The sequence below is a fragment of the Winogradskyella eximia genome (genome assembly GCF_003386165.1).
Taxonomy (GTDB): domain Bacteria; phylum Bacteroidota; class Bacteroidia; order Flavobacteriales; family Flavobacteriaceae; genus Winogradskyella; species Winogradskyella eximia.
In genome coordinates, this window is record NZ_QRDV01000002.1 from 472,936 (window position 1) to 488,612 (window position 15,677).

General features: G+C 33.7%; 11 protein-coding genes and 1 pseudogene. 7 read left to right on the top strand and 5 right to left on the bottom strand.

The window, feature by feature from the left end; all coding sequences use genetic code 11:
• From DFQ10_RS07770 to DFQ10_RS07790, 5 genes and pseudogenes are all read right to left on the bottom strand, one after another.
• On the bottom strand, positions 1–5,875 hold a 5,875-nt coding region (locus tag DFQ10_RS07770), incomplete at its 3' end, for a BspA family leucine-rich repeat surface protein (RefSeq protein ID WP_115816834.1).
• Between the two features lie 356 nt (positions 5,876–6,231).
• A pseudogene (locus DFQ10_RS18780) lies at positions 6,232–6,333 on the bottom strand (LuxR family transcriptional regulator); the annotation flags it as partial.
• A 73-nt stretch (positions 6,334–6,406) separates the two neighbouring features.
• A complete protein-coding gene (locus DFQ10_RS07780; protein WP_115816836.1) occupies positions 6,407–8,014 on the bottom strand; it encodes a S41 family peptidase in 1,608 nt (535 codons plus the stop codon).
• 270 nt (positions 8,015–8,284) lie between these two features.
• A complete protein-coding gene (locus DFQ10_RS07785) occupies positions 8,285–9,055 on the bottom strand; it encodes a helix-turn-helix domain-containing protein (RefSeq protein ID WP_115816837.1) in 771 nt (256 codons plus the stop codon).
• Positions 9,056–9,081: 26 nt separating this feature from the next.
• Complete coding sequence (locus DFQ10_RS07790) at positions 9,082–9,543, bottom strand: Lrp/AsnC family transcriptional regulator (RefSeq protein ID WP_115816933.1); 462 nt, start codon at positions 9,541–9,543, stop codon at positions 9,082–9,084.
• A 168-nt stretch (positions 9,544–9,711) separates the two neighbouring features.
• Here DFQ10_RS07790 and DFQ10_RS07795 point away from each other — a divergent pair, with 168 nt between their 5' ends.
• The 7 genes from DFQ10_RS07795 to DFQ10_RS07825 all read left to right on the top strand — a co-directional run bounded on the left by DFQ10_RS07795 (position 9,712) and on the right by DFQ10_RS07825 (position 15,614).
• Positions 9,712–10,911 carry an aminotransferase class I/II-fold pyridoxal phosphate-dependent enzyme gene (locus DFQ10_RS07795; protein WP_115816838.1) on the top strand — a complete coding sequence of 400 codons (1,200 nt, stop codon included), beginning with the start codon at positions 9,712–9,714 and terminating at the stop codon, positions 10,909–10,911.
• A 147-nt stretch (positions 10,912–11,058) separates the two neighbouring features.
• Complete coding sequence (locus tag DFQ10_RS07800; RefSeq protein WP_115816839.1) at positions 11,059–12,729, top strand: Na+/H+ antiporter NhaC family protein; 1,671 nt, start codon at positions 11,059–11,061, stop codon at positions 12,727–12,729.
• Positions 12,730–12,872: 143 nt separating this feature from the next.
• Positions 12,873–13,511: a peroxiredoxin gene (locus DFQ10_RS07805; RefSeq protein WP_115816840.1), complete on the top strand. Its 639-nt coding sequence runs from the start codon at positions 12,873–12,875 to the stop codon at positions 13,509–13,511.
• Between the two features lie 104 nt (positions 13,512–13,615).
• Positions 13,616–13,924 (top strand): thioredoxin family protein, encoded by a 309-nt coding sequence (locus DFQ10_RS07810; protein WP_115816841.1) that lies wholly within the window; start codon positions 13,616–13,618, stop codon positions 13,922–13,924.
• 78 nt (positions 13,925–14,002) lie between these two features.
• The gene (locus DFQ10_RS07815; protein ID WP_092443256.1) at positions 14,003–14,260 is read left to right on the top strand and encodes a DUF6952 family protein; all 258 of its coding nucleotides are present in this window, start codon (positions 14,003–14,005) and stop codon (positions 14,258–14,260) included.
• A 295-nt stretch (positions 14,261–14,555) separates the two neighbouring features.
• Positions 14,556–14,975: a hypothetical protein gene (locus DFQ10_RS07820; RefSeq protein ID WP_115816842.1), complete on the top strand. Its 420-nt coding sequence runs from the start codon at positions 14,556–14,558 to the stop codon at positions 14,973–14,975.
• A gap of 165 nt (positions 14,976–15,140) precedes the next feature.
• A complete protein-coding gene (locus DFQ10_RS07825) occupies positions 15,141–15,614 on the top strand; it encodes a Crp/Fnr family transcriptional regulator (RefSeq protein WP_115816843.1) in 474 nt (157 codons plus the stop codon).
• Positions 15,615–15,677 lie beyond the last annotated feature (63 nt).

Here is a 15,677-nt window from a genome sequence, read left to right on the forward strand (position 1 = left end):
CATCTGTATTATATGGAATTATTGATACATAAATTGTAGTATGCTCTGGTAAATCTGCAGGTAAATCATAAGTCAATACATTGCCGACATCTACAGCGTTTAGGATATCAGTTCCTCCTGAACTTGTACCAACCGTTAAGATGTAACCTGTAGCTTCTGTAACTGCTGCCCATGTTAAATCAGTATCCACTGGGATATTGACCGAGCCTGTAATTGGCGAACTTAAACTCGTACAATTGGGAGGAAACAATAGGTCTTCTGTTGTAAAACTTTCTTCTGTACAACCTGTGGCATCACCATCGGCATTGTATGGAATTATTGATACATAAATTATAGTATGCTCTGGTAAATCTGCAGGTAAATCATAAGTCAATACATTACCAACATCTACTCCGTTTAGGATTTCTGTTCCTCCAGAGGTTGTCCCAACAGTTAGTAGGTAACCTGTAGCTTCTGAAACCAGATTCCACGTTAAATTTGTTCCTATTAATACATCAACCGAACCGTTTAAAGGGGTATCTAAAGAGGTACATGGAGGTGGAATTGTAATGGTTAATTCGAAATCTTCTTGGGATTCACAACCATCATTAACACTATCATATATATAAAGTGTAATAGGATACGTAGCAAAATCTATATAGTTAATAACATCTCCTGCATTGTACATTGTGCCGGTTCCATTTGGCCCAGTATAGTATGCCTCATTTCCTGAAAGACTTGTTCCTGTAATAGCTGGAAATGTAAAACTACCAGACACGTTTTGATCTACTAAATCATCAACTGTTGGTCCTGCAAAACCGCCATCTTGTATATACCAATTATCACTGGTAATCATGTTTGTTCTTGATACTTCACCCGCACAATATTGACTAAAACCTCCATGAAACCAAACATCTGGCTGTAAATTTTGAGCATTCCAACCAATTAGTAAACTATCATAATTTGTAATAGATAATGTAGCTAAATTAAACATACCATTAGCGTAAAGTACGTTCTCAACATTCCAATTCCCTAAATCTTGATCAAATTCAACAGCACTGTAAAACATATCAGTCATATGGGTAGCATTACTGGTGTTCCATGCTCCAATATCTTGATTAAAGACTATAGCACCACCAAACATATTAGAGAAATTATTTGCTTGACTTGTATTCCAATTTCCAATATCTTGATTAAAGACTAACGCTCTATCGAACATACTACCAAAATTAGTGACACTGGAAGTATCCCAATTGTTTAAAGGTTGATTAAAGTCACTTGCTTCTGAAAACATGGCTCCCATATCAGTAACCATAGCGGTATTCCAACCATTAATATTTTGATTAAAATTCCAAGCTTGCTGAAACATATTATGCATATCCATTACATTACTAGTGTCCCAACCTCCTATATCTTTATTAAATGTATTAGCACCTGAAAACATTAAGCTCATATCAGTAATTGTGCTTGTATCCCAGTTCCAATTACCTGTGCCATCACCCAAATCCTTAGCTTGATAAAACATGTAAGATGTATCAGTAACATTAGATAAGTTTGGAACATCTGTTGCATTAACCACTAAAAATCGACATCCTGAAAAAGCGTAGCCCATAGTTTCCCATGCGTTACAGCCCCATTGATCAATAGATTTGATATTATATTGATTACTCAAATTTGTCCCATGAAAATAGATACGTGGAAAAAGACCTGTTATTGTAATTTGGTAAGTACCAGCGGCTAGATAAGTATGACTAGCATCTCCCGTTGCACCAACGGTGGTATTTCCATCTCCCCAATCGATATTATAATTATAAATTTCGCCATTTATATTGTCTGTGGGAATGGTAATAATTTGATTTGCTGCAGGTGTTTCCCAAGTGGTAATAAACTCACAGCCACTATCTATGGTTAATTGAAAACTTTCTTCCGATGTACAACTAGCCGGCAGACCATCATAAATATATAATGTTATTGGATAGGAAGGAAAATCTGAAAACTGTATTATATCACCCGTATTATACATTGTTCCTGTACCACCAGAACCCGTATAATATGCTTGTGTTCCAGAAAGATTTGTTCCTGTGATGACAGGTAAAACATATAATGATGTAGCAGTTGTGTCTGGTAAATCTATCACAGTAGCACCTGCTTGACCAGCATCATTAATCCCCCATGTATGGACAGCCATCATATTAGCTCTGGCAGATTCTCCAGCACAATATTTAAGTAGGTTACCACTAAAATTAACATTGGGGTTTAAATTTTGAGCATTCCAACCTATTAATAAGCTATCATAATTTGCAATAGACATCGGTACGCCGTTAAACATATTAACAGCATAAGTAACATTTTCTACATCCCAGCTACCTATATTCTGGTTAAAACTAACAGCATTACGAAACATGCTACCTAGATCAGTTACACTACTAGTATCCCAATTACCCAAATCTTGGTTAAACACAGTGGCATCATTAAACATTGAGCTTAAAGATGTAACACTACTAGTATTCCAACTTCCAATATCTTGATTAAATGATGTGGCGTCACTGAACATCGAAACCATAGTAATTACACTTGATGTATCCCAATTATTTAGTGGCTGATTAAAATTTGGCGTATAAGAAAACATAGAAGACATTGCAGTTACACTGCTAGTGTCCCAAGTATTTAAAGTATTATTGAATCCAGAAAAAGTAAATACATGATTCATTATTTGCACATTACTCGTATCCCAACTACTTATGTCTTTATTAAAGTTAGTAGTATACCCAAACATAACCTGCATGTCTATTAAATTACTAGTATCCCAGTTCCAGTTACCAGTTCCGCCACCTAAACTAGTTGCTCCACTAAACATATGGCTAGTATCAGTAAGATTTGACAAATTTGGAGTATCCGTGGCATTTATTACTAAACTAGAACAACCAGCAAAAGCATACGACATACTTGTCCATGGATTACATCCCCATTGATCGATAGAAACAATAGCTGTTGGGCTATTAACACCACTATACCTAATACGAGGAAAAAGGCCAGTAATAGTTATTTGATGAGTTCCTACAGTTGCATACACATGTGAAACTGCGGCTGTTGCACCAACTGTAGTATTTCCATCTCCCCAATCTACATTGTAATTGTATATTTCTCCTGTTGTAGCTGTTGGAATGGTTATGGTTTGATTTACTACTATTGTTTCCCAAGTGGTAATAAACTCACAGCCGTCAGTTATAGTTAAGTCAAAATTTTCTTCAGCTTCACAACCTGAATAAGGACTATCGTAAATATAAAGTGTAATGGGATACGACGCAAAGTCAGCATAGTTAATAACATCACCTGCAGTGTACATTGTTCCAGTTCCATTACTACCTGTATAGTAGGCTTCACCGCCCGAAAGATTGGTACCTGTAATAATAGGAAATGTAAAATTTCCTGAAACATTTTGGGCTGATAAAACATCGATAGTTGGTGTTGCTGAACCTCCATCACTAATATTCCAAAAATCCGTAGCTATCATATTGGCTCGTGCAGCTTCACCCGCACAATACAGGCTATTTCCTCCACTAAAACCAACATTAGAATTTAAATTTTGAGCATCCCAACCTATCAATAAACTATCATAATTTGCAATTGAAAGGGTTACACCCGAAAACATGCTAGCTGCAGTAGTAACATTAGACACATCCCAATTACCTAAATCTTGATCGAACGAAGTTGCATTAAAAAACATACCAGATAAAAACTGCACACTACTGGTATCCCAATTACCAATATCTTGGTTAAAAGTAGTATTTGCAAACATCCGAGTAAATCGAATTGCGCTAGCTGGATACCAATTACTAAGGTCCTGATTAAATGCAATGGCGCTTTCAAACATATTACTGAAGTTTAGGATATTAGACACATCCCAACCGTTAATATTTTGGTTAAAAGAAGTGGCATTCATAAACATCCCAACAGAATGAAAAACACTAGAAGTATCCCATGAACCAATGTCTTGGTTAAACGCAAATGCTTCCCTAAACACAGATCCCATTTGGGTAACATTACCCACATTCCAACTCCCAATATCTTGGTTAAAAACAGTAGCTCTGTAAAACAAACCTGTCATAGTAGTTACGTTAGACACATTCCAGCTTCCAATATCTTGATTAAAAGAAGATGCTTCATAAAACATATGACTCATTAATGTTACATTAGAAACATCCCAACTACTAATATCTTGATTAAAAAGAGTGGCACCATTAAACATGGAACTCATTGTAGTTATATTACCAGTATTCCAATCCCAATTTCCTGTTCCACCACCTAAAGACGTTGCTCCTGAAAACATTGATTCTAATGAGGTAACATTTATAAGGTTTGGTGTATCGGTTGCATTTACAACTAAATCTGTACACCCAGAAAAAGCACTATTCATAGTGATCCATGGATTACATCCCCATTGATCAATAGCTTTAATTTTTGCTCTGTTAACAGCAGTGCTCCCTCCAAAATAGATTCTTGGAAATGTGCCTGAGATAGTCACTTCATAAGTGCCTGCCGTTACATAACTATGTATAGCATCACCAGTTTCTCCGGTGGTTATATTCCCATCTCCCCAATCTACATCGTAATTATAGCCTGCTCCTGTAGTTGGTATAGTAATGGACTCGTTAGGTGCAGTGGTTTCCCATGTGGTGATGAAGGCATCTGGATTATTGGTTTCAGGTATAGACTCGTTAAGATATAATTTTGTAACAGGTGCATTTATGGAATCAGTACCTGAAATTAATACGTCTAAGTCTCCGTCTCCATCTACATCTGCAAAATCAATATCTCCATATTCTAAACCTTGAAATGGCATTCCTATAACCTCAGTATAATTACCATAACAGTCGGCTCTGTATAATTTTGCAATATTTCCACCTATTGCACGACCATTAATCATTATATCCGGATTTCCATCGTTATTGACATCACCAAAAGCGACGCCACCTCTATCTATACCTGTAATATTAATACTTGAAGGAGATAATGTATATGCACCTAATCCATCATTTAAGTAAACATTAGAGGTTAAGTCACCTCCTGTATTTCCCGTTACAACCACATCATAATCCGAATCTCCATCTACATCTGCAAAGTCAACTGCACCATATTGAACACCAGCCAATTGTGCTGTAGATAAAACTAAACTAAAATTTCCTAAACCATCATTGGAATAGATATATGCAATTCTCGAAGTCGATGTAACCGAGCCTATTATTATTAAATCTTCATCATTATCTCCATCGACATCTTTAAATTTGCAATCACCATAATCGACTATAGCAAAATTGGTGCCTGTTACTAAACTAAAATTGCCTAATCCATCATTAACATAAAGTCGTGGCGCATTTATTGGGTTATTTGCTAAAATATAACCAGTAACTATTACGTCTAAATCACCATCACTATCAATATCAGCAAAATCAGCTGCACCTCTAGATGTACCTACAAAAGGAGTTCCTACGGCTAATGTGAAATTACCTAATCCATCATTAATATAAAGACTTGCTCTAGGCGAGTTTAGAACACTAAATCCAACAATTAAAACATCTAAATCATTGTCATTATCCACATCAGCAAAATTAACAGAAGCTTGAGTAACGCCAAGAAATGGTGTTCCTGTTACTAAAGAAAAATTTCCAAATCCATCATTTATATACAATTCTGCCACTCTAATACCTGCATTATTTGTACCTGTAATTAATACATCTTGGTCGCCATCATTATCTACATCTGCGAATTCAGATTCAACATATCTTACATCTGTAAATGGCACAGTAGTATCTTCTACAAAAGCTATTTGAGCATTTAGCGTTAAGGTAAATAATAAATATAAAGTGAGAATTGAGAGAACGGAATACGGTTTCAAAATAGAGAGGTGTTAATTAATAGCATAACAAACTATTAATAATCATATATATACGCAACATCTCTATTAAAAAAAGAAGATTATTATACCTGTTTTTCGGTAAACTGTATAAAACGAAGTTCTAACACATTAAGCTTCTGTGTATATTGCGTAAAAAAAAGTGTCCACCAGAATCAATGACAATTCTTAAGCAAACACTTTTTCTTAATATCCTAAGAATTAATTAATAGCAACACAAAGTTGATGCTAAACAAATTAAAATACAATACTCAATTTGAGTATTTATCTCATTTACAACCAATATTGATTCGTCTTCAACATTCTAACTAGTGCTCCTTTAGACGAAATTTTCAAATTTATAATATATTTCTTCTGTGTGTATCAACAGTATTTGGACAAACCCCTAGTGTAATGGCAATAGTTTTACTTAAGTGATTCAAAACCAAATGTCGTGTAACATCTCGCTCTCTATGGTAAGAACTATTTGATAATAATTTTTAGGGAAAATTATTGAAGTACTTCGTCCCATATTTACTTATTTTGCTCTAAATCTTCTAAAACCCACTCCAATTCTGGGTCAATATTATTTAATCGATCCTTATACGTTGGTATAATTTCTATATCTGGTGTTACACCATAACCATCTGGTGTTACTTTAAATGGTGCATCAAGATGTGCTAGTCCTATTCTCGCACGCACCTTTGTGTTTGGCATTTCGTAAGTTTTGTAATAGCCTGCAACGGTACCGTTATAAGCTCCACCTGTTTCTTCACCAACAAAAGTAGCACGTTGGTTCCCTTTTAATTGCGTAGATAATACAGACGATGCCGAAAATGAGTTTCCGTTAATGAGCACATAAATTTTACCTTTAAAATTCAAAAGCTTAGGTTCTTGCTCCTTAGACGATTTAAATCTATAATATAATTGACCGTCTTTCTTAGTTGATTTTAAAACATCTAAAGTTGCAAATACTGGCACAACCAAACTACCTAAAATCTTAACACCAGTTGGTGTTGTGTTGCTCATAAAACTTTTTATCATTGGAAACCTCGTATTCACCTCACTAGGATTTATCATATTGAAATTTTTATCGGTGAGATAACTATACAAATAGGCAATTTCATTTAATCGTCCTCCAAAATTATTTCGTAAATCTATAATCAATGCTTCAGATTTAAGCGAATCAATAATCTTAAAACTGTCATCATAAAAATCTTCATAATCATATCTAGAAAACCCTCTAATTTTTAATAAAGCTACCGAACTGTCTTTGCCTACAAAATCAAGATTCCTAGTGTATTCATTTTTATCAGATATAAAACCATATTTTTCATTGTGTTTGTTTTTGGCTTTACGCTCTAGCTTTTTAGCCTTTCGTTCTGCTTTTGTCAGTTTTATGTTTTTCTTATCTTTTAATTTAGTGGAGTCTGACTGTAATGAATCTTTTTTCAAATCAGGTAAATCCTTTTTTAAGATGCGCTTGTATTGTTTTACAAAAGTTGAATCTGCATTTCTAAAGGTTAAACTTATACTATCAAAACGGCCTTTATCAAGTGCATAATAACCCATAAAACGATTACCTGCTAGCCTTTGATGAAACGTCGTATTATAACCATCTGAAGCTATCAAGCCTTTGTATTTTTTAATTAAATCTTGGGTGTCTTCATCTTCTACCTTTAAAACTTCAGCATTAATTAAAACAGAATCTTTTCCTCTTGCATTTGCTATAAATAATTTACCCTCTAAATATTCAAAATCTAAATTATTAATATCAAATTTTGCTCCTCTTAACGCTTTTCTTTCTTTTCTATTAAACTTTATGCTTGGCGGAGACAACGACATATGACCTTGACCAACGTACTTGGTAACTTTTGCCAATTGCTTATAAAATGTACGACTATCCATAGGCTCATTTATGGCTGTTTTTAAACTATCGAACTTAAAATCTAAAACGTCCTTGGATGTAAATTGATATAAATGTGGATGGTTTCGTTGTAATTGCTCGTAAACCTTATCTATATCTTCATGTAAATCTTCTACTGCATGCAGTTTTGTAATTTGTTCGTTATGCTTTTCTACACTGGCACAAGATGTTATTAAAAGTATAACACAAAAAATAGATAGTAGTTTATGACTCATATTAGCTTAATTTTTATAATTGAAAGAATTGATTGATTTTTAAATAATGACCTATATATAGTATAGACGTAAAAATATTAAGAATGGTTGCCTCAATAATTTTTGAAGATAATTTTTACAATTATTTAAAACAAAAAAAATAGTCCAAACTTTTAAATTATTACATAATCTATAAGAATGGACATATTTTACCCTAAGATGCCTAATAGCACTTCAAAAATGCATATTATTAGATCATCTTACAATACTCAATTTGAGTACTGAGGCTTTTTACAGCCAATGTTGATTCAATTTTAACATCCCAACGAGCTCTCCCGTTGAAGAAATCTTAAACTTTTTTAAGATATTTCGTCTATGCGTATCCACGGTATGAGAGCTTATTTCTAGTTTTTCTGAAATTTCTTTACTGGTTCGGTTTAACAAAAGTAACCTAATGACATCGCGCTCTCTATTACTAATACCATCATGTAATAATTTTTGAGAAAAGTTATTAAAATAGATGGTTTCGTATTCATTTTTAGAATTGAGCAGTTTTGCAGAGGCTGTAATATCCATTTTAATATTTGGATCTAAAACGGTGTAATGTGCTAAACCTATTATGGGTTTGTTTTCCGAATCAAAAACCAACGGAGTGGTATTCTGAATAATATTCACATACACATCATCTCCATTTTTTATTCGAAAATTCCATGTGTAATTAGCATCTTTTCTTTTGTCTTCTGGAATCTCACTCAGTGTAAACTCCATTAAATTATTAAGCGCTCCTAACCAAGCATCAATATCATCTGGGTGAATTCTACGCCAAAAATACCGCATACCATGCACCTTCAACTCATTAGGATCAAGCCCTAAACAGGTGGTATAATTTTTACTTACAAATTCAAACGTTAATTCTTGAGTATTGGTCACACAAAAAAATGTTGAACTATAGGGCAGATACTCATCTAGCTCCATAAATTTCTGTATGTGCTCTCTTAAAAACGGTTTGTCGTAAGATTGAAATATAAATTTGTATAAATCTTTAATTTCAGTATACTTCATATCATAAAATTAAAAAAAAATATCAATTATTGAAATGAGATGGCCGTAGTATGCTTCACTTCATTAATCATAAACATACTGTGTGTACTACCAATATGGTCTATTTTAGTTAGTTTTTCAACCATAAACTCCCTAAAAGCCTTCATGTCTTTCACTAAAACTTTAACCAAATAATCATAGTCACCACTTAGATGATAGCATTCTAACACCTCATTGAGTTGTATAACTTCGCGCTCAAACTTTACCACATAATCTTGCGTATGCTGCACCAGTTTAATATGGCAAAACGCCACAAAATCCTTTTTCACCTTCGTCTTATCTACTAGTGCAACATATTGTTTTACAATACCCGTTTTCTCTAGTTTTCTAATACGTTCATAAACCGCAGTCACCGATAAATTTAATTGAAGGGACAACGCTTTGTTGGTTTGCTTACTATCCGTTTGTAGCAAGTGAAGTAGTTTACTATCTATGGCATCAAAAATCATAATTGTTATTTTTTCTGAAATAATTGTACAATATTCAAATTTAACTATAATAAAACTAGCAAAATCAACAATCATAGATTATTATTCTATATATATGCTCAACTATTGATTAATCATCTAAAAATGTCGAGATTTGAAATAACTAATCTTAAAAAATCAATTTTTATTATGGCTTTTAAACCTGCAAATAATATACAAGACTTACAATACTTTGGTGAATTCGGTGGTGTTAATCCATCCATTTCAGATTCATCTACCTATACCTTCTTATCAGCAAAAACCATGTTCGATACTTTTGAAGGTAATGCAGACGGTTGTTATTTATACTCGCGTCATTCCTCTCCATCTAACTTATATTTAGGTGAAGCGTTAGCCGCTATGGAAGGTACAGAAACAGCAACGGTTACCGCTTCAGGTATGGGAGCTATTACACCTGTTTTATTACAACTTTGTGATGCTGGCGAACATGTAGTAAGTAGCAGAACCATTTATGGAGGCACGTATGCCTTCTTAAAAAACTTTACTCCACGTTTAGGTATTAACACCTCTTTTGTTGATATCACTAAACTAGAGGCTGTAGAAGCTGCCATTACTCCAAAAACAAAAGTACTGTTTTGTGAAACGGTGAGTAACCCATTATTAGAAGTTGCTGACATTAAAAGTTTAGCCAAATTAGCAAAGAAGCACAACATTAAATTAGTGGTAGATAATACATTTTCTCCATTATCAATTTCACCAATAAACTTAGGTGCAGATGTTGTTATTCATAGTTTAACCAAATTCATCAATGGCTCTTCAGATACTGTTGGAGGTGTGGTTTGTGGGACTCAAGAATTAATAGACGACTTAAGAAACGTAAACAGTGGAGCTGCCATGTTATTAGGTTCTACAATGGACAGTATGCGTTCGGCTTCTGTATTAAAGAATTTAAGAACATTGCACATTAGAATGATGCAACACAGTTATAATGCTACTTATTTAGCAGAAAAATTTGAAAACGACGGATTAAAAACGGTATATCCAGGTTTAGCTTCTCACCCATCACATACCTTATTTAAATCTATGATGAATGAAAAATACGGTTTTGGAGGTATGATGACTGTTGATGTAGGCTCGTTAGATAAAGCCAATGCTTTAATGGAACTAATGCAAGAACGTAACTTAGGTTATTTAGCAGTAAGTTTAGGCTTTTACAAAACCTTATTTAGCGCACCAGGTAGTTCTACTTCTTCTGAAATTCCTGAAGAGGAACAAGAAGAAATGGGCTTAAGCGATGGTTTAATTCGTTTTTCTATTGGTTTAGATGCAGACATTGAACGTACGTACGACATGATGAAAACTTGCATGAAAGAATTAGATATTCTTTAAGCCATAATGACACCTATATATTTAACGGTTAGATGCTTATGTTACTACAAGCGTCTAACCGTTTTTTTTATGTCATATTCTCTGATTCGTATTCTATTTGCAAATGGCTTAACAAAATCGTAACATTACAGAACTAAACGGACTAAAATGCAAGAAAACGACGACCTAAGTGAGATTAAAATAGAAGATCAAGTAATTATAGACAATAAAGAACTTAGTTTTTTTGAAGCACTTATACCTGTTGTTATTTTAATGGCAATGTTAGCTTACAACATCTTTTTTGTTGAAGATCAAGAGTGGTTTGGAGGCTATACCAATCAAATTATTTTATTATTAGGTGGTGGCATTGCGGCTATCGTTGGCTTTTTTAATAAAGTGAATATCAAAATCATGCTCAAAGAGGTTTGGGAAAACCTCAGAAGTGTTTTTGTACCTATTATGATTCTATTTTTAGTCGGAGCCTTAGCTGGCACATGGTTAGTGAGTGGAGTGATTCCTGCGATGGTCTATTACGGTTTACAAGTTTTAAGTCCCGAAATATTCTTACCAGCTTCCGTTGTCATTGCTGCTGTAATTTCTATTGCCACAGGGAGTTCTTGGACCACCTCTGCAACCGTTGGTATTGCATTAGTGGGTATTGGTACCGCTTTGGGTATAAATCCAGGGATGATTGCTGGAGCTGTAATTTCTGGTGCTTATTTTGGAGATAAAATGTCGCCTTTAAGTGATACCACCAATTTAGCACCTGCTATGGCTGGCACCGATTTGTTTACACATATTAAATACATGGCCATTACCACTGTGCCTACAATTATTATAACATTAATTGTATTTGGAATTATTAGCGCAAATATTGATCCAACCGGAAGTTCAGATACGGAATTTATTTTAGGAACAATCGATCACTATTTCAATATCTCACCATGGCTATTTATGGTGCCTGTTGCCGTAGTTGCTCTAATATTATTCAAAACGAAACCATTGGTTGCACTTGTTTCAGGAGTGCTATTAGCTATAATATTCGCTTTTGTTTTTCAACCCAAATTAATTAGCTCTATTTCAGATTCGTCATTTAATACTATTGTCAATTCAGTTTTAACCGATACAAATATCACTATTTCAGATGATGAATATATGGCTGCTTTATCTGAATCAGATATAGAAAGAATTAATAATGATAAAAACAGATTAGAAAACCTATTTAATGACAATGATTTAAAAGGAATTTATACCGTTGAAAACCTAAAGAATTTCTTCGCTACGGAATATAATGAGCCTGCCATCATTGAAAGCAAAGCAGATAACTTAGATAAATTGATTACCATTAAAAGGTTAAAAAAACTGTTTAGCTCTGGCGGAATGCAAGGCATGCTTTGGACCATCTATTTAATTATGTGTGCTATGGTTTTTGGTGGCATTATGGATGCTATTGGAGCCTTATCGCGCATTACAACAGCATTACTTTCTATAGCGTCTTCGGTGTTCGGATTGTTTGCCAGTACAGTAGTGAGTTGTTTAGGTTTAAATGTTATTGCATCAGATCAATATTTGGCGATTGTGATTCCCGGAAAAATGTTCAAACAAGCCTATGAAGATAAAGGCTTAGCACCAGAAAATTTAAGTCGTACGCTCGAAGATGCTGGTACTGTAACCTCCGTACTTATTCCTTGGAACACCTGTGGTGCTTACCAAAGTGGTGTTTTAGGTGTGGGTGTTGGTGAATACTTTATGTATGCAATTTTTAACTGGCTGAGCCCATTTACCACCTTATTATTTGCTGCTTTAAATCTTAAAATTAAGATGCTAAAAGCTAAATAGTTTTTATTTATTGAAAATAAAAATAGTCATAGTCAAAATCTATCGCTTTATAAAAAATTAAAATTTGCTTAACGTATAAATTAAGTAATGCTAAGTATCTTTGTGGTCGAAAATTAATAATCAATTTTAAAACTATAATAAACATGGCATTAGTAGGAAGACAATTTCCAGATTTAAACGTAAACGCAATGAACGATATGGGCGACACTTTTAAAGTGAACGTTCTAGAAGAAGCGAAAAACAATAACAAAAAAGTAGTATTATTCTGGTACCCAAAAGATTTCACTTTTGTATGTCCAACAGAATTACATGCTTTTCAAGCGGCTTTAGGTGAATTCGAAAAAAGAAACACGATTGTAATTGGTGCGTCTTGTGATACTGCCGAAGTACACTTTGCATGGTTAAGCACTTCTAAAGATAATGGTGGCATTGAAGGCGTAACATATCCAATTTTAGCAGATTCTAACCGTAACCTTGCTTCAGCTTTAGGGATCTTAGATATTTTCAATGAGCAATTTGATGAAGAAACTGGTTTAGTAACGGTGGAAGGTGATAATGTAACCTACAGAGCAACATACATCATTGACGAAGAAGGAACCATCCAACACGAAAGTGTTAACAACATGCCTTTAGGTAGAAACGTTAACGAATACTTGAGAATTATTGATGCGTTAACTCATGTACAAGAAAAAGGTGAAGTTTGTCCTGCAAACTGGGAAGAAGGTAAAGATGCCATGCAAGCTAACGCTAAAGGGACTGCTGCTTATTTAGCAACTCATTAATCTAAAAGTTTAAAATTTATGTCATTGCGAGCAAAGTGTGGCAATCTGTATATTAAGATAGAGATTGCTTCACGTTGTTCGCAATGACGTATAAAACAAAAACTATGATACAAGAATTAGAACAAGATAATCTGCAAGAGATCATCAATAGTAACGATACAGTGATCGTACAATATTCAGCGACATGGTGTGGCAATTGTAGAATCATGAAACCTAAGTTTAAGAAACTTTCTACAGAACACGAAGGAGCTACTTTTGTGATTGCTGATGCTGAAAAATTTCCTGAAAGTAGAAAATTAGCAACCGTTGATAATTTACCAACCTTTGCAACCTTTAAGAATGGTGAATTTAAAAGCCAAGTACAAACAAATAAGTTCGATGTATTAAAAGAACTTGTTGACGACGTGGCATAACCCATAAATATCTGGTTGAGCACAGTCGAAACCTTAAACCCTTCCACTACACTCAAAAAAGACAAAAAATCATTAGCAATGAAACTACCTGTAATAAAACACTTAACGCAGTTTATAGAAGACAATGACGAAGATTACATCATTGAAACTATAGAAACACTTGAAGCCTTAACCGAAGTACCATCTCTTAAAGATGAAGAATTAGACGTTATTGGAGAACTAATCTCTAATATGTATGGTGCTATTGAAGTGAATAAAATGATAAAAGAAGGCACACCTAAAAAAGAAGCCGTTAACGGATTTATGAAACGTGTGTTAGGGTCTATTGATAAATAATTGAAAAAGAGAATTACCCCTTTTTAAAACCACGTTGCAAAAGCAAGGTGGTTTTTGCTTTTAATACCGTTTCAATTCCTATGAGTTAGCTATAACCTATATACATTAGAGGATTGCAACTTGGCTTTTATCTGAGAAAACCAGTACGTAACTTTTCATATAGATTTTTAACGAAATACACTTAACTTCGTTGCTAGAATATAAAAAGCTACTATATCTTGCTCTATTTTCGGGATATGAGTAATAAAAGTTACTGTAAAACGAGTTGTACACCATTAAACCGAATCGAAAATAAATGACATATAAATATTCTATTTGCCATCCTGAAAAAGAAAATATTGAATATAGAAATAGTCCAATATCGGGAAATGAAGTTATAGAAATAGCTAAAAATTATCCTTGGATTGAAAAGCTGAAATTTTCAGATTCATTGAACCCAGAAAATATTCATTACAGTCCTTCTCTTGATTTTAACTGCATTCAAAACGGAAAAAGTTTCTGTTTAACTGCTAATTATGATAAGAACGAAAATCTTGAATTCTCTCTGTGGTATAATAGACCAAAAAAAGTAAAAATTTTATTTGGATTATTAGGAGAAAAAGAAAAAATGGTTGTTGACGATATTTGGGGTTTTAGTTTAGAAAAATCCTTGAAATACTTGGAGCATTTTGTGAATGGAAACCACTCATTGATTGAAGAATTATTTAAAAAATAACGGTGTACAACACCGTATATAATTTATTGCTAGTTCTAGCCTACTTACGAAAATCCTCGCGGATTTTCTATTCGGTTTTTATTTACTAAATTACGTGCTAAACCACGCAACAAACCATATACAAACACGTTTGCCATTTAAACAAACCTTAATAAGACTTGAAAATTGAAAAAAATAAACGTAAAAAAAGGAGCTGTATTACAACGAATAGGTGATATAAGTTCCAAGGTTTTTCTTGTTGAAAGTGGTTTGTTAAGAAGCTATATAATTGATGATAAAGGGAAAGAACATATATATATGTTTGGTCCTGAAAATTGGTTAGTTGCTGACAGTTGTGAACCCAATACACCTTGTCAATTATTTATAGATGCTCTTGAAGACACCATTATAAATGTCGCTACAAAAGAAGAATTACTAAAGGAAGGTCCAGACCTAACTGCCTTATTAAGACGTTTAGATACTATGCAAAATAGAATTATAATGTTAATGAGTTCAAATGCAAAAAAAAGGTATGAGCATTTTACTAAAACGTATCCAAACATTATTCAAAGAGTTCCGCTAAAAATGGTAGCTTCTTATTTAGGAATTACACCTGAAGCCTTGAGTCGTATCAGAAATGAACTTTCTAAAAAAAAATAATCCAATAGTATTTCTTGATGTACATCAATGCATAGGCTTTCAAAAACTATGAATTTTGTTCTA